Raw genomic sequence first — 21351 nt, 5'->3', positions numbered from 1 at the left:
GTCGATGAACCAGGCCATCCTCACCAAGGACCGTGTGCGGATCCATCAGGTCGAAGTGCTCTCGGACAACTGGTACGTGCTGCGCAAGACCACCTACGACTTCCAGGGCCGCGATGGCGTCTGGCGCACCCTGAACCGGGAAACCTACGACCGTGGCAATGGCGCCACCATCCTGCTGTACAGCAGGGCCAAGCAGACGGTGGTGCTGACCCGGCAGTTTCGCTTCCCGGCCTTCGTCAACGAACACGACGGCATGCTGATCGAAACCTGTGCCGGGCTGCTGGACAAGGACGATGCCCGTACCTGCATCCACAAGGAGACAGAGGAGGAAACCGGCTATCGCATCCGTGAGGTGCGCAAGGTGTTCGAAGCCTTCATGAGCCCGGGTTCGGTCACCGAGCGCCTGCACTTTTTCGTCGGCGAATATTTCGATGAAGACAAGCAGGGCGAGGGTGGCGGCCTGGAACACGAGGGCGAAGAGATCGAAGTGCTGGAGCTGCCGATCGACCGGGCCCTGGCAATGATCGACAGCGGCGAGATCTGCGACGGCAAGACCATCATGCTGCTGCAGTACGCCAAGCTGCACCGCTTGCTGGAGGCTGCCGATGACTGAGCTCAACGCCATCAGTTCGATGGAGCATGCCGAGCTGGCCGAGTTCATCGCCGGTATCAGCCAGCACATCGGCATGCCGGTGCGCCTGACCCGTTGCTCCACCTCGGAGCTGATCGAACGCCTGCACAGCGGCAGCGCCGGGGCCTGGGACCTGTTGCTGGGGACGGCGGCAACCGCCTTGCTCGACCCCGGCCTGGCCTGGCAATTGATGCCGCTGACGGACATCGAATTCGCCGGCCTGCCGGACGCCGCGGTGGCCACGGATCGCCGCTGGTTCGCGGCGTCGGGTTTCGTCCCGGCCTTCTGTTATGACCCCAAAGTCCTCGCCCGCGAAGGCCTGGCGGTGCCGACCCGTTGGCAGGACCTGACAGGCCCCGAGTGGTCCGGGCGGCTGGCCTTGCCCGACCCCGGGCGCTCCGGCGCCGGCTACCTGCACCTTGGCGCACTGCTCGAACATTACGGCGAGCAGGCCTGGGCGCTGTTGGCCCGGGTGGCCAGGCAAGCCCCTTCGATCAGCGGTTCCTCCACGGCGCCGATCGAGGCGGTCGTGCAGGGGCAGGCCTGGCTGGGGGTGACGGTGTCGACCGCGGCCACCCGCGCCGCCGAACAGCACCCGCAGCTGCGCTGGTGCGTGCCCGAAGATGCGCGCTGTTATGAGGACGAGGTGTTCGCCTGCCGGGCCGGTTCGCCCAACGCCGCCTATGCGCAGCAGGCGTTGCAGTGGATGCTCACGCCTGCCGCGGCGGCGATCAGCCAGCGTTATGGCAAGGTGGTGCCGGGCCAGGCCCATCCGACCGGAACGCTGCAACCGCTGCCGGCCTTGCAGGCCAGTCGGGACAAGGCCGCCCGTTGCCGGCAATGGCAGGCGCTGTTCAGCCGGGAGACGGCTCATGGCTGAAGCCGCGCGGGATTCCAGTCAGGCGCTCAGCCGCCAGGAGCAGGTCCATGAAGCGCGCCCATGGTTCCTTTACCTGCTGTTCGGGTTGTTCGGCGCCCAGCAAGGGTTGCTCGGGCCGATCATGCCGTTCCTGCGCGAAACCCTGGCGCTCGACCTCGGTTGGGCCGGCCTGCATTTCGCCGCCTATGCCGCCGGCCTGGCGCTGGTCGGCTGGCCCTATCGCTGGCTGGAACGACGGGTGCGGTCGACGAGCATGAGTACCATCGCCTGCCTCTCGGTGGTTATCGCCAGCAGCCTGTTCGCCCTTGCCGGACACTGGTCGCTGACCTTGTTCGCCGCCGGGGCGATGGGCCTGTCGGGCGGATTTGTGCTGGCGGTGGGGCAGGCGGCCCTGGGCGAGCGTTATCGCGAGCAGGCCGCGCCGAGGCTGGTGGAGGCGCACATAGTCGCCGGGCTGTGCGTGCTCGGCGGCGCCTTGCTGGTAGGGAGCATGACCGGCCTGGGGCTGTCCTGGCGCCTGGTGCCGGGCAGCATCGCCGCCGTCGCGCTGCTGGTGAGCTTGCTCTCGCTGAGTGCCTGGAACGCCCCGGTGATACTCGCCGCCGCCCATCAAGCCAGCGAGAGCGGGCAGACCCTCATGACCCGGCGGGTGCAACTGAGCTTGTGGGCCTTGGTGCTGCTGGGGATTTCCGCGGAATGGGGCGTCGGCTTCTGGGGCGCGGAATACCTGGCCGTGCACGTCCAGGTCAGCGCCTCGGCCGCGGCCACGCTGATGAGCCTGTATTTTGCCGGCACGGTGTGCGGGCGCCTGGCCAGCCGTTATGCGTTGATCCGCATCAGCCCGTTGCCGCTGCTGGTCGGCGTGATGCTCGGGGCCATCGCCACCCTGGTGGTGCTGTACTTCAGCCAGGTCCAGCTGCTGACAGCCTTGTTCATCTTTGTCCTGGGCACCTGCCTGGGCAATTTCTTCCCGCTGATCCTCGGTTCGGCGATGCGCGTCGCGCCCCAGGCCAGCTCGGCCATCAGCGCCCAGGCTTCGCAGGCGGTGGGCGTGGCGCTGTTGCTGGCGCCTTTCCTGCTGGGCCTGCTGTCCTCGCGGATCGGGGTCGAAGCGGCATTCAGCCTGTTGATTGTTTATCCCTTTCTCATGCTGCCGATCGCGCGCGGTCTGCATTTTCCTGGAGCACGCCCTTGAAGCTTTCTGCCCTGTTGTTCGATCTCGACGGCACCCTTATCGACACCGATGACCTGCACCTCAACGCCTACAATCAGTTGCTGGCGCGCTGGGGCAAGTCCATGAGCCTGGATTACTACAAGGCCCATGTGATGGGCTTTCCCGACGACATGATTTTCTCCGGCCTGTTTCCCCATGCGCCGGCGGCGCAGTACCCGGAGCTGGCGGCGCAGAAGGAGGCCATGTTCCGCGCCCAGCTGCGCGAGACCACTCCGGTGCCCGGCGTGCTGCGCACCCTGGATTATGCCCAGGCGGCCGGCATCCCCATGGCGGTGGTGACCAACGCGCCCCGGGAAAACGCCGAAGCCATGCTCCAGGGCCTGGGGATTGCCGAGCGCTTCGATGCGCTGGTGATCGGCGGTGAGCTGGCGCGCGGCAAGCCCGACCCGCTGCCTTACCTGACGGCCCTGCAACTGCTGGAGGTGAGCGCCGACCAGGCGCTGGCCTTCGAGGACTCGCTGGCCGGTGTGCGTTCCGCGGCAGCGGCGGGCATCCACACCTTCGGCATGCTGTCGGGGCTCGAGGAAACTCAGCTTCGCGAGGCGGGTGCGCGGAGTATCATCCGGGACTTCAACGATGAGGCCCTGTGGCAGCGACTCCAGGTCCCTGCCTGAGCCCGGGCGGTCCATGCGGGACAGTGCCGGGGCAGGGCGCCGTAGTGCGAGGACCGCCATGGACCGATTCCAGGAAATGCAGGTGTTCATCAGCGTCGCCCAGGAGCAGGGCTTCGCTGCCGCGGCCCGGCGCCTGGGGCTGTCCGCGCCCAGCGTGACCCGGGCGGTGGCGGCGCTGGAGCAGCGTATCGGCACCCAGTTGCTGACCCGCACCACGCGCAATGTGCTGCTGACGGAAGCCGGCCAGCGTTACCTGGAAGACAGCCGGCGCATCCTCGCCGAGTTGCAGGACGCCGAGGCCTCGGCCGCCGGCATCCATGCCCTCCCTCGCGGACAATTGACGATCACTGCTCCGGTGCTGTTTGGCGAGTTGTTCGTGACCCCGCTGATGGTGGATTACCTGGAACGCTTTCCCGAGGTCAGCATCAATGCCCTGCTGGTCGACCGGGTGGTGAGCATGGTCGAGGAGGGCATGGACGTCGCGGTGCGCATCGGCGAGTTGCCCGACAGCGGTCAGCACGCGATGCGTGTCGGCGAGGTGCGGCGGGTCATCTGCGCTTCCCCGGCTTTCCTGGCCCGGCATGGGCGGCCGCGACATCCGCAGGAATTGCGCCAGGCGCCGGTGATTGCCCCGTCTTCCATCGGCCAGTCCAGAAGCTGGCTGTTCGACGAGGGCGGAACCCCCTTGAGCGTTCGCCCGGAACCGCGGCTGGTGGTCACCGCTAACCAGGCGGCGATCAGTGCCGCGTGCCTGGGGCTGGGCCTGACCCGGGTGCTGTCGTACCAGGTCGCGGGCAAGGTGGCGGCCGGCGAGCTGGAGATTGTTTTGGCGGAGTTCGAACTGGCGCCGCTGCCGATCCATGTGGTGTATCAGGGCGGGCGCAAGGCCCCGGCGCGGGTGCGCAGTTTCGTCGACTTCGCGGTGCAGGCGCTGCGCGAACATCCGGCGTTGCAGTCGTAGCGCGGATCATTGCGCTGGCTGAAATGATGGATTGTGTTTTCTGGTGATTCTGTTGTTTTAAGCCGAGAGGGAAGATGGCGTCCGTTAGTGCTGCTCGTGTGAGCCGCACCCCTGCCCAGCGGAGTCTGCCATGCACGCCATCAAGCTCTACAACTTCCCCCGTTCCGGTCATGCCCATCGCGTCGAACTGATGTTGTCGTTGCTAGGGCTGCCTTTTGAGCTGATCTTCGTCGATCTGGCGAAGGGCGAGCACAAACAGGCGGACTTCCTGGCGCTGAACTCTTTTGGCCAAGTGCCGGTGATCGACGACCAGGGCGTGGTGCTGGCCGACTCCAACGCGATCCTGGTGTACCTGGCGCAGAAGTACGGCCAGGGCCGTTGGCTGCCCAGCGATGCGGTTGGCGCGGCACGGGTCCAGCGCTGGTTGTCGGTGGCGGCGGGACCGATTGCGTTCGGCCCGGCGGTGGCGCGGCTGATCACCGTATTCGGCGCGCAGCGCAACGCCGAGGAGGCCATCGACCGCTCCCATGCATTGCTCAAGGTGGTCGAGCAGGAACTGACGGCCAGCCCTTACCTGGCGGGCAGCGAACCGACCATCGCCGATATCGCCGGCTACAGCTACATCGCCCACGCCCCTGAGGGCAATGTGTCGCTGGCGGATTATCCACAGGTTCGCGCCTGGCTGGCGCGCATCGAAGCCTTGCCCGGCTTCGTCGGCATGCCGCGCACCGCGGTGGGCCTGCAAAGCGCCTGAATCTGGCGGCCCGGCACCCCCCGGGCCCGCTGACTGCTGCGTCATCGACGCAGAGGAGCCCCATCATGAACACCGAATCCCCCTGGCATGCAGGCGAAACCCGCCTGCAAGCCCAGGCTGGCGTGGCCGAGCGCATGGACGTCGTCGGGCGCAAGGTCATCCGCAGCGAGATGCCCGACCAGCACCGGCAGTTTTATCAACAGCTGCCGTTCATGCTGCTCGGGGCTGTGGATAACCGGGGCAACCCCTGGGCCAGCGTGCTCGAAGGGGCTGTCGGTTTCGCTCACTCGCCAACCCCTGGGTTGCTGCAGCTCGACAGCCTGCCAGCCGCCGAAGACCCTGCCCAGCTGACGCCGGGCGCGGCCGTCGGCCTGCTGGGCATCGAACTGCACACCCGGCGGCGCAACCGCCTCAACGGTCGGATCGTCGAGCTGGACGACAGCGGTTTTGCCCTGGGCGTCGAGCAGTCCTTCGGCAACTGCCCGCGCTACATCCAGCTGCGTCAGTTCGAGTCGGTGCCGCTGGCCGCGCACCGGCCGGTGCAGCGCCTGAACGCGCTGGATGAAGCGGCGAGGGCGATGATCCGGGGCGCCGATACGTTTTTTGTCGCCAGTTACGTGGAGGTCGAGGGACGGCTCTGGGTCGATGTTTCCCACCGCGGCGGCCCGGCCGGCTTCGTACGGGTCGAGGGCAACCGCCTGAGCATTCCGGATTTCGCCGGCAACCTGCACTTCAACACCCTGGGCAACCTGCTGCTCAACCCCCGCGCCGGCCTGCTGTTCATCGACTTCAGCCGTGGCGACCTGCTGCAGCTCAGCGGGCGCACTGAAGTCGTGCTCGACGACCCGCGGATCGCAAGCTTCTCGGGCGCCGAGCGCCTGTGGCGCTTCGAGGTCGAACAACTGGTGCGCCGGCCCGCGGCGCTGGCCTTGCGCTGGCGCCTGACGGATCAGACGTAGGAGCGAGGCTTGCCCGCGAAAGGGCTGTACCTGACCCACCGCGGCGTCTGCATCGCGAGCAAGCTTCGCTCCTGCAGATTGGCGCCTGGCGGATCAGGCGTAGGACAGGGCTTTTTCCTCCAGCAGCTCCTGGTACAGCTCGCTCCATCTGCGGCCCATCTCGTCGGCGGTGAACAGCTGCCGGTAACGGGCTTCGGCCTTGAGGCCCATCTGTGCGGCCTGTTCCGGGTTGTCCCAGAGCTGGCGCATGGCGGTGCGGAAGGCCAGGGGATCGCTGGGTGGCACCACCAGGCCGGTTTCGCCATGGATATTGATGTAGCTGGTGCCGGTCCCGATCTCGCTGGAGATCATCGGTTTGCCGTACATCGCGCCTTCGAGCAACGAGATGCCAAAGGCCTCGGAGCGCAGGTGCGAGGGGAAGACGATGGCGTAGCTCAGTTGCAACAAGGCCACCTTGTCTTCATCCCCCAGGCGGCCGAGGAAATGCAAGTTGCGCAGGCCCAGGGCCGCGGCCTGGGCATGCAGTTCGGCCTCGAGTGGGCCAGCACCGACGATCACCACCGGGTAGTCCACGTCCTTGAGGGCATCGAGCAGGATGTGCAGGCCCTTGTAGTAACGCATCACCCCGACGAACAGGAAAAAACGCTCGCCCAGGCGCTGGCGCCAGTGGGTCATGCGTTCGCTATCGGGCTGTGGATAACCGGCCTTGTTCAGGCCGTAGGGGATGACCCGGGTCTTGTCCGGGAATTGTTGCAGAACATCACTGGTGTGCAGGTAGTTCGGCGACGCGGCGACGATCCGGTCGACGCTGTTCAGGAAGCGGTTCATCAACGGCCGGTACAGCTTGAGCAGGTGGCGCTGGCGGATGATGTCGGAGTGGTAGGTGGCCACGCAGGGCTTGTTCATGCCACTCATGAAATGCACCAGGTCCATGAACGGCCAGGGGAAGTGGTAGTTGACCACGTCGGCTTCGGCGGCCATTTCGCGAAACTGCTTGAACACGCTGTAGGAGAAACCGGTGGAGGCGAACTGGAAATCCAGCTTTGCCTGATGCACCTCATGCTGACCCACCTTCTGCGCGCCGGGCGAGGGATCGGCGCTCAGCGTCAGAACCTGGCCATCGATACCGTAGTGGGCACCGCTTTCGCAGAGCTGGAAGATGACCTGTTCGGTGCCGCCGATCGAGTCGGGCAGGTATGTTTTGTAGAAGTGTAAGACCCGCATTCAGCCTCCCATGGCCTGACGGTAGGCATGCGCGGTGATCCGTGCGCAGCGCCCCCAGGAAAAAAGTGTTGCCTGTTCCAATCCCGCTTCGCGGCACGCCTGCCAATGGCTGTCGTCTTCGATCAGGCGCAGCATGGCGTGGCGCAAGCCGTCCACATCGTCGGGGTCGACATAGTTGCCGGCCGCACCCGCGACTTCGGGCATTGCCGCACATCGCGCCAGTACCACCGGCGTACCGCTGGCCATGGCCTCCAGGACCGGAAGACCAAAGCCCTCGTAACGCGAAGGAAAAACCAGGGCCCTGGCCCCGGCGACCAGCTGTGCCAGCTGTTCGTCCGGCAGGTAGCCCAGCAGGCGCACATGGCCGCTGGCCAGGGCCTTTTGCAGGGTGTCGCTGAATTGGCCTTGTTCCCAACCCGCCATGCCGACAATCAGCAACGGATAACGCTGGCGCAGGGTTTCCGGCAACTGCGCGTGGGCCTGCAAGGCCAGGGACAGGTTCTTGCGCGGCTCCAGGGTGCCGACGCAGAGGAAGTAGCCTTGAGGCTGCAAGCCATGGACTGCGAGGTTGTGTTCCAGCTCGGCGTGCCCGCGTGGATGGAAGCGCGGGGCGACGCCCAGTGGCGCCACGACAAAGCGATCGCGCGGCAGGCCGAAATAATCCTGGGCTTCATCGGCGATGAACTGCGAGTCCGTCAGGATCAGCCGCGCCTGTTCCACGCCTGTGCCAAGGCGCCGCTCGATTTCCTTCAAGCGTGCCGGCGGCTGAGTCGAGGGGTAATGCAGGTGAGTCAGGTCATGCAGGGTCATCACGGTCGGGCCGTCGAACTCCAGCGGCCACAGGCTGGGTTCGTGGTAGAGGTCGATCGCTGCGTGCGACCCCTGGTCGAAACGTCGCTGCTCCAGCCAGCGCCGGGCCTGGTAGGCCCCGGGGACCCGCCGCAGCCAGGGGGCCACTTGGGAATAACCCGGCATGGCCGCCGCCGGCAGTTCGGGGCTCCAGCCCCAGCCATGGAACAGCGACAGCTCCAGCCCCTGTTCGGTGACCAGGGCCGAGGCCAGTTCCGCTACGTAATGGCCGATACCGGTGCGGGGCGACTGGAGAATGCGCGCGTTAAGGGCTATCCGCATCGTGCGTCTCCATGACCGTGGGGGCGTGGTTCCTGTGGAACACAATGCGTTCGACCAGTTGGGTACTGGCTTCTCGCCAACCCAGCCAGCGCCACTCATCGACATGGCGGGCCGCGGGAAACACGCCGCTGGTTTCCTGCTGGATGACCAGGTCGGCCAGGCTCTGCGGATCGTGCAGGTCGAAGTAGGCCATGAACTCGCCGCCGATTTCTCGAAACACCGGGATGTCGCTGCCCATGGCAGGCAAGCCGCGCTGCATGGCTTCCACCAGCGGCAGGCCGAAACCCTCGACATGGGAGGGGAACACCAGGGCCGTCGCCTTGGAATAGGCGTACTCCAGGCTGTTGTCGTCCAGGGAGTTGAACATGAACAGGCGCCGGTTCAGCTCCGGGTGCCGGCGAATCCGCTCGATCAGCGCCTCGCACTTCCAGCCAATGCGCCCGGCGATGCACAGGCGAGCCTGGGAACCGCTGGCCCAGACACGCTCGAAGGCATCGAGCAGGAAGCCATGGTTTTTACGGGGCTCTATGGTGCTGACCATCAGGAAGACCGCTGCCTGGCCCTTGAACAGCTGGGCCAGGTCCGGGTTGATCCGAGCGTTTTCGCTGCACTGGTCCAGTTCCGAACCCAGGTGGAAATAGTCGAACCAGCGCTGTGCCACCTGTTGGCGCCCGACCCGGCGGAGCATCTCTTCGCGGACCTGGTCGCGGATGGTCGCGGAAATGGCGATATAGCCGTCGGCGGTGCGCGCTATCCAGTCGAACCAATGGTTGAACACCCGGACCAGCCCTGCGTCGCAGAACTGCGGATGAGTCAGGGGAATCAGGTCATAGATCACCGAGACGATGCCCACGCCATCGCGCTTGAGCCGTTCGGCCAAGGGGAAAAAGTCGGCGTGCCAGGATGAGTCCAGCAACACCAGTTGATCGCCCGGTTGATGTTGCAGCGGTACGCAACGCTGGGGGATTTCATCCACGTTCACCAAGCGGTTGCACAGGCGCAGGGGAATGCTGAGAAAGGCAAAGGCTGTCAGGCGGCACGCGATGTAGAGCAAGCGCCGGGCGATGTATGAATCGGCAAAGGGTTTGCGGCGTTCCAGAGTCCGGTGGCGCAGCCAGAAGACGTTGGCCATCTGCTCCAGGCGTACCCGCAGCCCCATCAGGTTCCAGCGTCGGGTCGGCAGCGGCTTGAGGCTCAGGACCCGATACAGCTTGCCGCCGAGCATCGCCACTGGAATGCATTCCACCGTGCCGTTGGCCGCGGGCAATTCACGGATAACGTTGCGCACCACACGCTGGATGCCCGAGTTGGTCTCGGGGTGTTCGAACACATAGGTGCATTCAATCAACAGTCGGGTCATGGAGCGGCTCGCTGAGGCATTGACTGATTGGACTTCGACGGCGAGCGGACAATGCTGGTCCGCGCCTGCAACCAGGAACAGCCGACAAAGTCTTCCTGGCGGTTATTGATGACGTGGAAGACCAGGCCGTAGTCGCGCCATTCGAAATTGCGATCCAGGTGCGAATCCAGCCGCGACAGGCTCAGGGCCACCGAGTAGTTGCCCTTGCCCAGGCCCATGGTGAAGGCAAAGCGGAAGGTGACCTTTTCGCCGGCGCTCAAGTCGGTCAGGGCCTGGTCCAGGCGATGGGTGTTGATGCCATACATGGGCTGGCCGAGCCGGTCCTTGATCATGAAACCCAGCACCAGCCGTTCGATGTCCTGGCGTACCTCGACCTGTACTTCCAGCACCACCGGCTGGCCGACTTCGGCCATTTCGATCGAACGCTCGCGTTCGTCGCGCAGGTGCACGCTGAGGATCCCGGCTTCGCCAGTGCCGGAAATGGTCCGCACCTGGCCGTTGGCGAGCATTTCCTGGCGTACTGTCTGGCCTTCGCGTTCGGCGAGCATGGCGTTGTAGTAGTCCATCACCTCTTCCGGCTTGCCGTGCATGGCCACGCGGCCCTGCTCGAGCAGGATCGCGGTGTCGCAGATCGACTGGATCGCCGAACGGTCGTGGGAAACGATCAGCAGGGTAGTGCCGGCGCGGCGAAAGCTGCGGATGCGCTCGAAACTCTTGTGCTGGAAGTAGGCGTCGCCCACCGACAGCGCTTCATCGACGATCAGGATGTCCGGGCGCCGGGCGGTGGCCACGCTGAACGCCAGGCGCATCTGCATGCCGCTCGAATAGGTGCGTACCGGGTGATCGATAGCTTCGCCGATTTCGGCGAAGGCTTCGATTTCCGCCATCAGGGCCTCGATTTCCTCGACCTGCATGCCCAGCAGCTGGCCGGCCATGATTGCGTTCTGACGCCCGGTGAAGTCCGGGTGAAAACCCATGCCCAGCTCCAGCAATGCCGCCACCCGACCGCGCAGATGGATCTCGCCGCAGGTCGGCTGGGTGGTGCCGGTGATCATTTTCAGCAAGGTGCTTTTGCCGGCGCCGTTGACCCCGACTATGCCCACGGCCTGGCCCGGCTCGATCTCGAAGTCGACGCCCTGCAGTACCCAGTGCAGGTGATGGCGCGGCCTGGAAAACGGAATCATCCATTCGAACAGCCGGCTCCAGCGGTTCGGATACTGCTTGTAGGCCTTGCCCAGGCCAGTGACGCGTATATGTCCCATCAGAGCTCATCCACCATTTCACCGACGCGCTGGCGGAAAAGCCGCAGCCCCATGCCACAGAACAGCAGGCTGATCACCAGCATCGGGGTCAGCGAACTCCACTGCGGCCACTGGTCGTACAGGAACAGGTTCTGGTAGCTGTGCATCAGCGCGGTCAGCGGGTTGAGCGCCAGCAGGCGCTGGATCGACTCGGGCAGGATGCTGATGGGGTAGACGATGGGCGTCAGCCAGAACCAGAACTGCAGGAAGATGCCGAAGAACTGCGCTACATCGCGGAAGAACACGTTCAGCACCCCGAGGATCATCCCCAGGCCGGCGCAGAACAGCACCTGCAACAGCAGCAGCGGGATCAGCGCCAGCAGCGCCAGGCCCGGCAGGCGCCCGGTAATCAGCAGGAAGCCGAGGAACAGGCCGAGGATGATCGCGAAGTTGATGCCAGCGTTGAGCAGCACGATCACCGGCAGGCAGATGCGCGGGAAGCTGATCTTCTTCAGCAGGTTGGCGTTTTCCAGGAACATGCTCTGGCTGCGCAGGGTCAGCTCGGAAAACAGGCCCCAGGTCAGCAGTCCGGCACAGAGGTAGACGCTGTAGGCCAGGCCGTCCTCCACCCCCGGCAGGCGGGCGCGCATCACCTGGGAAAAGATCACCGTGTAGACGACGATCATCGACAATGGGTTGAGCACGGTCCACAAGGCACCGAACAGCGAGTTGCGATAACGCGCCTGGAACTCCCGCTGCACACTGCCGAGGATGAAGCCCCGATAGCTGCGCAGCGAGCGGTACAGATTGAGCAGCATCAGGCCGTCCTGCCGTATTGGTCTTCGAAGCGGACGATGTCGTCCTCGCCCAGGTACTCGCCGCTCTGCACTTCGATGATGACCAGGTCGATCACCCCCGGGTTCGCCAGTCGATGCTTGTGCCCGGCGGCGATGAAGGTGGATTCGTTGCTGTTGACCAGATGCGAGCCATCGCCGTTGTTGGTGACCATGGCCGTGCCCTTGACCACCACCCAGTGCTCGTTGCGATGGTGGTGCATCTGCAGCGACAGCGCGGCGCCCGGCTTGACCACGATTTTCTTGATCTTGAAGCCCGGGCCTTCCTCCAGCACGGTATAGCTGCCCCAGGGCCGGCTGACCGTGCGATGCAGGCGATAGGACTCGTGGTTGCGATCCTTGAGCTGCCGGGCCACCTGGCGCACGTCCTGGGCGCGGTCGGCGTGGGCCACCAGGATGGCGTCGGCGGTCTCGACCACGATCAGGTTGTCGACGCCCACCGTGGCGATCATCCGGCCTTCGCTCTGCACGAAGTTGCCGTGGCTGTCGATGAACAGGGCTTCGCCGCTGGCGCGGTTGTCCTGGGCATCGGCGTCGACCAGGGCGCTGATCGCACCCCAGGAACCGATGTCGCTCCAGTCGAACCGGGCGGGCACCACCGCGACCTGGTCCGAAACCTCCATCAACGCGTAGTCGATGGAAATGTCCGGCATCTCGGCGAAATGTTCCGCCGACAGTTCATGCTGGAGGATGCGCCCGGTTTCCACCGGCGTGCTCGCGGCCAGGCAGGCGCGGCCCAGTTCCAGCAGCTCGGGGGCGTGCTGTTGCAGCTGCTCCAGCAGCGTGGCGACGGTGAAACAGAACAGGCCCGAATTCCACAGGAACCGGCCGCTTTCGAGGTAGCCCAGGGCGGTCTTCAGGTCGGGCTTTTCCACGAAGCGCAGCACCCTGGCGGCGCCCTGGTCGTCGAGAGCGTCACCCGACTCGATATAACCAAAGCCGGTTTCCGGCGCGTTCGGGGTGACGCCGAAGGTAACCAGATGCCCGGTTTCGGCCAGTTGCGCGGCATGGGCGACCGCGCTTTTGAAGGCTTCTTCGTTGCGGATCAGATGGTCGGCGGGCATCACCACCAGGGTCGCCTGGTCACCATGCCGGGCCTGCACGGCCAGGGCCGCGATGGCGATGGCCGGGGCGGTGTTGCGGCCCGAAGGCTCGAGGATGAAATGCCCGAGGTGCCGATCCAGCCGGGCGGCCTGGAAGTGATCCTTGCTTTGAAAGAAGTGATCGCGGTTGGTCACGGTGACGATGTCGCCGCTACCGGCCAGCAACCCGGCTGCGCGGCGGTAGGTCTTGCCCAGCAGGCTCTGGCCGTCGGGCAGGATCATGAAGGGCTTGGGGTGGCCTTCACGCGAAACCGGCCATAAGCGGGTCCCGGCACCGCCGGAAAGAATCACTGGAATCAGCATGCCTTACTCCTTGGCGACGCGTTTCATGTCCGCATCCATCATCATGCGGATCAGGGTTTCCAGATGGGTCTTGGGTTTCCAGCCGAGCACCCGTTGGGCCTTGGCCGGGTTGCCCAACAGCACGTCGACTTCCGCGGGGCGGAAGAACGCCGGGTCGATTTTCACGTAGTCACGGTAGTTCAGGCCGACGTGCTCGAAGGCGATCTGGCACATCTCGCGCACGGTGGTGGTGACGCCGGTGGCCACCACGTAATCATCGGCCTTACCCTGTTGCAGCATCAGCCACATGGCTTCGACATAGTCGCCGGCGAATCCCCAGTCGCGCTTGGCGTCGATGTTGCCCAGGCGCAGCTCCTGCTGCTTGCCCTGCTTGATCCGGGCGGCGGCGTCGGTGACCTTGCGGGTCACGAACTCGATGCCGCGCAGGGGCGATTCATGGTTGAACAGGATGCCGCTGCTGGCATGCAGGCCGAAGCTCTCGCGGTAGTTCACGGTGATCCAGTGCCCGTAGAGCTTGGCCACGCCGTAGGGGCTGCGCGGGTAGAACGGGGTATTTTCGTCCTGCTGCTCGGCCTGGATCAGGCCGAACATTTCACTGGTGGACGCCTGGTAGAAACGGGTGTGCGGGCTGAACTGGCGGATCGCCTCGAGCAGGTGGGTCACGCCCAGCCCGTCGACGATGCCGGTGGTCACCGGCTGGTCCCAGGAAGCGGCGACAAAGCTCTGCGCCGCCAGGTTATAGAGTTCGTCGGGCGCCGCCTTGATCACCGCCCGTTGCACGGAGCAGGCGTCGGCCATGTCGCCATCCAGGTAACGGATCTCGCCCTCGATGCCCATCTCACGCAAGCGCCAGCGCGAGTCGCTGCTGCGTCGCGCCACCAGTCCGTGAACCTGATAGCCCTTGTCCAGCAGCAACTTGGCCAGATAGGCGCCGTCCTGCCCGGTGATCCCTGTGATCAGTGCACTCTTTGTCATTCTTGTAGTACCCGTGACTCCCAGTCGGACAGGATCGCCCGCAGGGATTGTTTTATTGTGGTTTCAGGCGTCCATCCGGTGACTTGTTGCAGCCTGGCGTGACTGCCACAGACACGACGCTGTTCTGCCCGTCGCAGACGGGCGGGGTCTTGAACCAGTTCCATTTCCACCTGAGCGATGTCCGCCAACTGCTGGATCAGGCTGCGGATGCTGTGCTCCTGGCCGGAGCAGATGTTGTAGACCTGGCCCGGCACGCCACTGCGCAACAGGGCCAGGTAGGCGTTCACCACGTCAGCGACATCGAGGAAGTCGCGGGTGACGTCGATATCGCCGACTTCCAGCCTGGGTGCCTGCAGGCCGTGCTTGATCCGGGCGATCTGGCGCGCGGCGCTGGCGACGGCGAAGCTGTCCAGCTGCCCGGTGCCGATATGGTTGAACGGCCTGGCCACCATCACGTGCCAGCCTTCGCTCATGCCCCACTGCAGGCACAAGAGTTCGGCCGAGGCTTTGCTCACCGCATAAGGATTGCGCGGGCAGGGTGGCTGGTGCTCGTCGATGGGCAGGTCGTTTTCGCCGACCTGGCCGTAGACGTCACCGGAGCTGACGTACAGGAAGGTGCTGCTGAAGCCGCGGGCTTTCAGGGCTTGTAACAGGTTGAGGGTGCCCAGCAGGTTGATCTGCAAGGTCCGGGCAGGATCGCGGAAGGACTCGGGGACGAAGGTCTGGCCAGCCAGGTGAATCACCGCATCCGGTAGTTCGGGCCACAGGTCTTGCAGGCTTTGCGGTTGGGTCAGGTCGAAGGGCGGCGCGGGCAACAGTTCCCAGCCTGAATCGGCGGTGCTCAAGCGGGATCGCAGATGACGTCCCACGAATCCATTCAGGCCTGTTACAAACAAACGCTTTTTCAAGCAGCAGCCTCTCAGACGGAGACTTCGGCAATATTTCGACACATAAGTCATGTGAAAAAATTGAAAACCCTTCTACTTCTAAGAGTTTTCCTATTGACGAAGTTTGTTGTAGTTGTTTGGCGGTCAATCTGTGCCAATTGCGTTGGAATTTCAACAAGTCCTACCGTGACCGGTAAGTTCTCGTTTTCCAGCATAGGAAAAATCTTGTCGGGAGGTTCCCGAATCTTAAACGGATGTGTTTAGAATGCCCCTCGTCTCGACCCCAAAGCGATCAGAGTGGCTGTCTCGGAGCCATGCAAAACTGACCAATAGAACAAGAACGTAGACGGGCATGAGAACGATGGACGCACGCCCACAACACAGGCGTGGTGCCATGGCTCTACCGTCATTGTGTGAAGGTGCCAGGATGGCGGCTTCATCGTGAGATGCCATGAATTTCATTCTTTATTCGGATGTTAACGACGGCTCCATCAGCCAGAGCCTCGGGCGTCCGGAATACAGTTATTACTTCGTGCTCAAGGCCTATCGCCCGGTGCTGGAAAGCCTTGGGCGCGTTCACGTGGTGCAGGCGCCCGCCGAGGTTGATCGGCTGTATCACGAGCTGTGGCTCAAGGGCGAAGACAGTCTTTTTCTTTCGTTCACCCCACCCCAGAAAACCCCGCTCGACCTGGACTGCCCGACCCTGTGCGTGGTGGCCTGGGAGTTCGACTCGATCCCCCACGAATACTGGGATAACGACCCGCACCAGGACTGGAGCCGCACCCTTGGCCGCCATGGCCGGGTGATCACGTTGTCCAGCCATACGGCCCGGGCGGTGCGGCGGGTGCTGGGTGAGGATTTTCCGGTGTTGGTGCTGCCTACCCCGTTGTGGGAGCGCTTCGACGGCGTCCGCGGGCAATACCCCAATGTGTCGGTCAACGCCGGCACCACCTTGCAAATCAAGGGCTGCATCATCGACAGCCGGGCGCTGGGGCTTTCCGCCGACGGCCTGATCGCACCGGTGCTGGAGGAGGCGCCGCCTCCTCCAGCTCCCGTCGAGGCCGAAATCGTCGAAGCCCCACCGCTGACCGCCAGGCGTCGGTTGTTCATCGCCAAGCACTATCTGCGCGAATGGTATCGGGCGCTGGTCGGTGGCGAATGGCGCCGGCCGTTGTTCATCAGCAAGCACTATGTTCGCGAATGCTACCGCGAGGGGTTGCGCGACCGGGTCCCTGAGCGCCTGCGGGCGCTGATGGCGAAATCGAGCCCGGAGCACGCGGCACCGCTGCCCGTCGTTTTGCCGGAACCCGAGCCTGCGCCTGAGCCGGAACATCCCCAGGCCGTCCTCCCGGCCACCGACCAGCAGGTAGAGTTCCAGGTCGATGGCGTGGTCTATGTCAGCGTGTTCAACCCCGACGACGGTCGCAAGAACTGGCATCAGTTGATCACTGCGTTCTGCTGGGCGATGCGCGACACCGAAGACGCTACCCTGGTGTTGAAGATGACCCAGAACGACCTGTCGACCTATTACGTCGAGATGTTGACCCTGTTGTCGCAGCTGTCGCCCTTCAGCTGCCGGGTGGTGGCCATGCACGGTTATCTGGACGACGAGCAGTTCGCCCGGCTGTACGGCGCGGCCAGTTTCTACGTCAACGCCTCGCGTTGCGAAGGCCTGTGCCTACCGCTGATGGAGTTCATGGCTTGTGGCAAGCCAGCGATCGCGCCGCTGCATACGGCCATGCTGGATTACATCGACGAGGAGGTAGCCTTTGTCGTCAAGTCCAGCCAGGAGCCGGCGATCTGGCCGCAGGACTCGCGCATCCTGTTTCGCACCCTGCGCCACCGCCCGGACTGGGGCTCGTTGAAAACCGCCTACCAGGACAGCTACCGCATGGCCAAGGAAAACCCCGAGGGCTACCAGTCGATGTCCCTGGCAGCGGCCCGGCGCATGCAGGAGTACAGCAGCTTCGCCAGCGTCCAGGGGCGCCTGCGGGACTTCTTCGCCCTGACCCCACTGACCGAGGCCGACGGCGCGTCCTCCCTGGCTGTGGCGGGTAACGCCTGATGCTGATCCTCATCCATTCGGAAACCAACAAGAGCAACATCCAGCAAAACCTCGGCCGTCCCGAATACAGCTACTACTTCGTGCTCAAGGAGTTCCGGCCGGTGCTGGAACGCCTGGGCCAGGTGCTCGAGGTCAGCAACCCGGACGAGTTGGTGGACCGCCTGTATTTCGACTGCCAGAGCCGGGGCGAGGCGTGCATTTTCCTGTCGTTCTCGCCGCCCCATCGCACGCCCAACCATTACGCCTGCCCGACCATCCCGGTGTTCGCCTGGGAGTTCAGCACCATTCCCACCGAAAGCTGGCAGGGCGAGCCGCGGCATGACTGGCGACTGGTCCTGGGCACCGCGGGCGCGGCGATCACCCACTCCAGCTTTACCGTGCGAGCGGTGCGCGATGTGATGGGCGAGGACTATCCGATCTGTGCGATCCCGGCCCCGGTCTGGGATCGCTTCGCCAGCCGTGGCGAGCAACTGGGCAAGCAGGCGCGGGCGTCCCAGGTGATCCTCAACCTGCATGGCTTGCTGCTCGACAGCCGCACCCTGGACCTGAGCGGCTACGGCCCGAGCACGCTGCGCGAAGGCATGCCGCTGGCGCTCGATACCCAGGCCCGCGATTGCCAACTGCTGCTTGACGGGGTGATCTACACCTCGGTGTTCAACCCCTACGACGGGCGCAAGAACTGGCAGGACATGATCAGCGCGTTCTGCACCACCTTCCGCGACTGTGCCGACGCCACCCTGGTGCTGAAACTGACCCACCACGATATTGGCAACGCGCTGGCCGACATGCTGCACCACCTCTACAAGAACCAGTCCTACCAGTGCCGTATCGTGCTGATCCACGGCTTTTTGTCCGATCCGGACTACGAACGACTGGTGGAGGCCACCAGCTATGTGGTGAATTCCTCGTTCGGCGAAGGGCAGTGCCTGCCGCTGATGGAGTTCATGTCCTGCGGCAAGCCGGCGGTGGCGCCGTGCAACACCGCGATGGCCGACTACATCGACCACGACAACAGCTTCATCGTCGACTCCACCGACGAGCTGACCGCCTGGCCCCACGATCCCCGGGCCGCCTATCGGACCCTGCGCTACATCACCAACTGGGATTCGCTGTGCTCGGCCTATCGCGCCAGCTACGACGTCGCCCTGCGGGACCCGGAGCGTTATGCACAGATGTCGACCCATGCGATCGACAGCCTGCGGCGCTTCTGCAGCCAGGCCACGGCCGAACAGCGCCTGGGCGAGTTTTTCCGGCAGGTGCTGGAGCAACGCAAGGCGCCTGCCACCCCCGGGCTTGCTGGGTGATGCGGGCGTTTCTGCGGCGTTTGCGCAGGGGCGCGCCATTGCCTGCGCCGCTGCTGGCTGATGCGCCCAGGCCCGCGGTTTCTCCCCGCGATTGCGGCTTGCGCGACGCCATGCTCGACGGCTGGTTCCGTTCCGAAACCGGTGAGCTGCTCAAGGGTTTTGCCATCAGCGCTGAAGACACCCTGCTGGATGTCGGCTGCGGCGAAGGCGTGGCGACGCTGTTCGCCATGCGCCAGGGCGCCTCGGTGATTTTCACCGACAGTGAATTTGACAAGGTGCGCGAGCTGGCCCGGCAAGTCGCCGAGCAGTCGGACGTGCCCGCCCTGGGGCTGGTCAGCAACAGCCTGCCGTTGCCGCTGGCCCAGGGCTGCGCCAGCAAAGTGGTGTGCATGGAAGTGCTGGAACACATCGAACAGCCCGAGCCGTTTCTCGCCGAGCTGGTGCGCATGGGCCGCCCTGGCGCGCAGTACCTGATCAGCGTTCCGGACCCGGTGGGCGAGCATCTGCAGAAGGGCATCGCGCCGCCCGGCTATTACCGCGCGCCGAACCATGTGCAGATATTTTCCCGCGAGGGCTTTGGCCAGATGATCGAGGCCGCCGGGCTGGTCATCGAACACCGGCAGGCCACGGGCTTTTTCTGGGTCATGGGCATGATCTTCTTCTGGGCCAGCGAACGGGCCGCCGGACGCGAGCCGCCGGGCGCCGTGCGTGACCGCATCCAGGCGCCGTACCCGGCGCTGATGGAAGGCTGGGCACGGACCTGGGAGGAGCTGCTGGCGCAACCCGACGGGCTGGCGATCAAGCAGGTGCTGGATGGCTTCATGCCGAAGAGCCAGGTCATCATCGCCCGCAAGCCGCTGTCCGGCGCAGTGGCTGAGCCGTCTTGAACGACAAGCGGATCATGGACATCGAGCTGCTGCGGGGCATCGCGGTGCTGGGCGTGGTGTTCCATCATCTGCAAGGCAATCTGTTTCCAGGCGGGCTCGCCTGGCTGGGCAGCGTCGCGGCCTACGGCCAGTTCTGGTGGGGCGTGGACCTGTTTTTCGCCATCTCCGGTTTTGTCATCGCCCGCAGCCTGATCCCGCAACTGCGCGCCTGCACCAGCGCCGCGCAGTTCTGGCAGCGGACCCGCGACTTCTGGATTCGTCGCGCCTTCCGCCTGTTGCCCTCGGCCTGGTTGTGGCTGCTGCTGATGTTGCTGGCGAGCCTGTTCCTCAATCGCTCGGGGGCCTTCGGCAGCCTGCACGCCAACCTGTGGGCCACGGTTGCCGGCCTGCTGCAGTTCGCCAATTTGCGTTTCGCCGACAGTTTTTTCCACTATGAATACGGCGCCAGCTTCGTCTACTGGAGCCTGTCGCTGGAGGAGCAGTTCTACCTGTTGCTGCCGTTGCTGGTGCTGTTGTGCCGCAAGTACCTGGTCTGGGTATTGCTGGCATTGGTGGTCGTGCAACTGGTGAGCTTGCGTTCGGTGCTGTTGATGTTTATCCGCACCGATGCCATGGCCCTGGGTGTGCTGCTGGCGCTGTGGACCGCCCGCGCCAGCTACCGGCACTGGGAACCGAAATGGCTGGGGCGGCATCCGGGGCTCGGCCTGCTGCTGTTGATCCTGCTCGGCCTGGGCATGGGCTGGCTGGCCACCGATAAGTTCAATGTCACTCACTACCGGGTCGGTGCCCTGGCCGTGCTCTGCGCGCTGCTGGTGTGGATCGCTTCCTACGACCGTGACTACCTGTTGCCCCGCGGCCCGTTGAAAAGCCTGCTGGCCTGGGTCGGCAGCCGTTCCTACGGGATCTACCTGATCCATGTCCCGGTGTTTCTGCTGGTCCGCGAAGCCTGGTTCCGCCTGGCGCCTTTGGGCACGACCGGGCTGAACGAGCAGCCGCTGCTGGCGCTGGCCTGTGCCCTGGGCTTGCTGTTGTTGTTGAGCGAACTCAACTACCGTGTCATCGAGTTGCCCCTGCGCAATCGGGGTGTCGAGCTGGTGCAACGCCTGGGTCCATCCCGTTCTCCCGTTCCTTCCACTGGAGTCACTTCATGCTGAGCCTTCTGAAAAAACTCACGGCGAGCGCTCCTGCGGCCGTAACGCCCGACACACCGCCGCCGGCCAAGGTCGATCCGTACATGCTGGGCCTGCAGGACGCCATGCTCAGCGGCTGGTTCAACCAGGAAAACGGCGAGTTGTTCACCGGTTTTCCGGTGACGGCCGAGGACACCCTGCTGGATGTCGGCTGTGGTGACGGCGGCAACGTGCATTACTGCGCGATGCGCGGGGCGAAGATCATCATTGCCGACATCGATGCGGCCAAGGTCGAGGCGACGCGCCAGCGTCTGAGCGATACCCCGGCCCGCGGCGTGGAATGCCACGTCACCGACTGCAACCCGCTGCCGATCGCCGACGGCACCGCCAGCCGCGTGGTGTCCACCGAGGTCATCGAGCATGTGGACGATCCGGCGCAGTTTCTCTCCGAGCTGGTGCGGGTCGGCCAGCCGGGCGCGCTGTACCTGTTGAGCGTGCCGCACCCGAGCTCCGAGGACCTGCAGAAGGACATCGCCGCGCCCGAGTATTTCCAGAAGCCCAACCATATCCGCATCATCAGCGAAGAACAGTTCAAGCAGATGGTCGGCGACGCCGGGCTGGAAGTGCTCAGCCATAGCCAGTACGGCTTCTACTGGTCGATGTGGATGCTGCTGTTCTGGGAAGCCAAGGTCGAGTTCAGCAACCCCGACCACCCATTGCTCGACCAGTGGGCGAACACCTGGCAGACCATTCTCAACTCGCCGCGTGGGGTGCAGATCAAGCACGCGCTGGACGCCGTGGTCGCCAAGAGCCAGGTCATCATTGCCCGCAAGCCGGCCTGAACCGGCGAATGC

Annotated in this window: 20 protein-coding genes; 12 read left to right on the top strand and 8 right to left on the bottom strand. The window is 64.6% G+C overall.

Annotated features, from left to right (window positions below):
• Positions 1-4: 4 nt before the first annotated feature.
• The 7 genes from nudK (at position 5) to C4K38_RS32030 (ending at position 6033) form a co-directional block, all read left to right on the top strand.
• Positions 5-613: a GDP-mannose pyrophosphatase NudK gene (gene nudK, locus C4K38_RS32060; protein WP_053276775.1), complete on the top strand. Its 609-nt coding sequence runs from the start codon at positions 5-7 to the stop codon at positions 611-613.
• Positions 606-1511: an ABC transporter substrate-binding protein gene (locus C4K38_RS32055; protein ID WP_053276774.1), complete on the top strand. Its 906-nt coding sequence runs from the start codon at positions 606-608 to the stop codon at positions 1509-1511. Before nudK ends, C4K38_RS32055 begins: the two co-directional genes overlap by 8 nt.
• A complete protein-coding gene (locus C4K38_RS32050) occupies positions 1504-2706 on the top strand; it encodes an MFS transporter (RefSeq protein ID WP_053276773.1) in 1203 nt (400 codons plus the stop codon). Before C4K38_RS32055 ends, C4K38_RS32050 begins: the two co-directional genes overlap by 8 nt.
• On the top strand, positions 2703-3359 hold the full coding sequence (locus tag C4K38_RS32045; protein ID WP_023967711.1) for an HAD family hydrolase: 657 nt from the start codon (positions 2703-2705) through the stop codon (positions 3357-3359). The genes C4K38_RS32050 and C4K38_RS32045 overlap by 4 nt, the downstream gene beginning before the upstream one ends.
• Positions 3360-3417: 58 nt before the next feature.
• Positions 3418-4320 carry a LysR family transcriptional regulator gene (locus tag C4K38_RS32040; RefSeq protein ID WP_053276772.1) on the top strand — a complete coding sequence of 301 codons (903 nt, stop codon included), beginning with the start codon at positions 3418-3420 and terminating at the stop codon, positions 4318-4320.
• Between the two features lie 130 nt (positions 4321-4450).
• Positions 4451-5074, top strand: a complete 624-nt coding sequence (locus tag C4K38_RS32035; protein ID WP_053276771.1) for a glutathione S-transferase family protein — start codon at positions 4451-4453, stop codon at positions 5072-5074.
• A gap of 65 nt (positions 5075-5139) precedes the next feature.
• On the top strand, positions 5140-6033 hold the full coding sequence (locus tag C4K38_RS32030) for a pyridoxamine 5'-phosphate oxidase family protein (protein ID WP_053276770.1): 894 nt from the start codon (positions 5140-5142) through the stop codon (positions 6031-6033).
• Positions 6034-6126: 93 nt separating this feature from the next.
• Here the strand turns inward: C4K38_RS32030 and C4K38_RS32025 are convergent, their stop codons facing one another.
• The 8 genes from C4K38_RS32025 to C4K38_RS31990 are packed head-to-tail and all read right to left on the bottom strand — an operon-like array spanning position 6127 to position 15132.
• A complete protein-coding gene (locus tag C4K38_RS32025; protein WP_053276769.1) occupies positions 6127-7257 on the bottom strand; it encodes a glycosyltransferase family 4 protein in 1131 nt (376 codons plus the stop codon).
• On the bottom strand, positions 7258-8388 hold the full coding sequence (locus C4K38_RS32020; protein ID WP_053276868.1) for a glycosyltransferase family 4 protein: 1131 nt from the start codon (positions 8386-8388) through the stop codon (positions 7258-7260).
• A complete protein-coding gene (locus C4K38_RS32015) occupies positions 8372-9748 on the bottom strand; it encodes a glycosyltransferase family 4 protein (protein WP_053276768.1) in 1377 nt (458 codons plus the stop codon). The genes C4K38_RS32020 and C4K38_RS32015 overlap by 17 nt, the downstream gene beginning before the upstream one ends.
• Positions 9745-11010, bottom strand: a complete 1266-nt coding sequence (locus C4K38_RS32010) for an ABC transporter ATP-binding protein (RefSeq protein WP_053276767.1) — start codon at positions 11008-11010, stop codon at positions 9745-9747. The genes C4K38_RS32015 and C4K38_RS32010 overlap by 4 nt, the downstream gene beginning before the upstream one ends.
• Positions 11010-11807 (bottom strand): ABC transporter permease, encoded by a 798-nt coding sequence (locus tag C4K38_RS32005; protein ID WP_025806910.1) that lies wholly within the window; start codon positions 11805-11807, stop codon positions 11010-11012. The genes C4K38_RS32010 and C4K38_RS32005 overlap by 1 nt, the downstream gene beginning before the upstream one ends.
• Positions 11807-13249, bottom strand: a complete 1443-nt coding sequence (locus C4K38_RS32000; RefSeq protein WP_053276766.1) for a mannose-1-phosphate guanylyltransferase/mannose-6-phosphate isomerase — start codon at positions 13247-13249, stop codon at positions 11807-11809. The genes C4K38_RS32005 and C4K38_RS32000 overlap by 1 nt, the downstream gene beginning before the upstream one ends.
• Before the next feature lie 3 nt (positions 13250-13252).
• On the bottom strand, positions 13253-14224 hold the full coding sequence (gmd, locus tag C4K38_RS31995; protein WP_007924592.1) for a GDP-mannose 4,6-dehydratase: 972 nt from the start codon (positions 14222-14224) through the stop codon (positions 13253-13255).
• Complete coding sequence (locus tag C4K38_RS31990; protein WP_053276765.1) at positions 14221-15132, bottom strand: GDP-mannose 4,6-dehydratase; 912 nt, start codon at positions 15130-15132, stop codon at positions 14221-14223. Before C4K38_RS31990 ends, gmd begins: the two co-directional genes overlap by 4 nt.
• 430 nt (positions 15133-15562) lie before the next feature.
• Between C4K38_RS31990 and C4K38_RS31985 the strand changes: the two genes are divergently transcribed.
• The 5 genes from C4K38_RS31985 to C4K38_RS31965 are packed head-to-tail and all read left to right on the top strand — an operon-like array spanning position 15563 to position 21339.
• The gene (locus tag C4K38_RS31985) at positions 15563-17176 is read left to right on the top strand and encodes a glycosyltransferase (RefSeq protein ID WP_053276764.1); all 1614 of its coding nucleotides are present in this window, start codon (positions 15563-15565) and stop codon (positions 17174-17176) included.
• The gene (locus C4K38_RS31980; RefSeq protein WP_053276763.1) at positions 17176-18480 is read left to right on the top strand and encodes a glycosyltransferase; all 1305 of its coding nucleotides are present in this window, start codon (positions 17176-17178) and stop codon (positions 18478-18480) included. Before C4K38_RS31985 ends, C4K38_RS31980 begins: the two co-directional genes overlap by 1 nt.
• Positions 18480-19367: a class I SAM-dependent methyltransferase gene (locus C4K38_RS31975; RefSeq protein ID WP_053276762.1), complete on the top strand. Its 888-nt coding sequence runs from the start codon at positions 18480-18482 to the stop codon at positions 19365-19367. The genes C4K38_RS31980 and C4K38_RS31975 overlap by 1 nt, the downstream gene beginning before the upstream one ends.
• Positions 19364-20521, top strand: coding sequence for an acyltransferase family protein (locus C4K38_RS31970; RefSeq protein WP_053276761.1), 1158 nt, complete (start codon positions 19364-19366; stop codon positions 20519-20521). The genes C4K38_RS31975 and C4K38_RS31970 overlap by 4 nt, the downstream gene beginning before the upstream one ends.
• Positions 20515-21339 carry a class I SAM-dependent methyltransferase gene (locus C4K38_RS31965; RefSeq protein WP_053276760.1) on the top strand — a complete coding sequence of 275 codons (825 nt, stop codon included), beginning with the start codon at positions 20515-20517 and terminating at the stop codon, positions 21337-21339. The genes C4K38_RS31970 and C4K38_RS31965 overlap by 7 nt, the downstream gene beginning before the upstream one ends.
• Positions 21340-21351: the final 12 nt, after the last annotated feature.

The organism is Pseudomonas chlororaphis subsp. piscium (assembly GCF_003850345.1).
GTDB lineage: Bacteria > Pseudomonadota > Gammaproteobacteria > Pseudomonadales > Pseudomonadaceae > Aquipseudomonas > Aquipseudomonas piscium.
The sequence above is the reverse complement of the archived record's forward strand: the minus strand, read 5'-3'. Positions and strand labels throughout refer to the sequence as shown.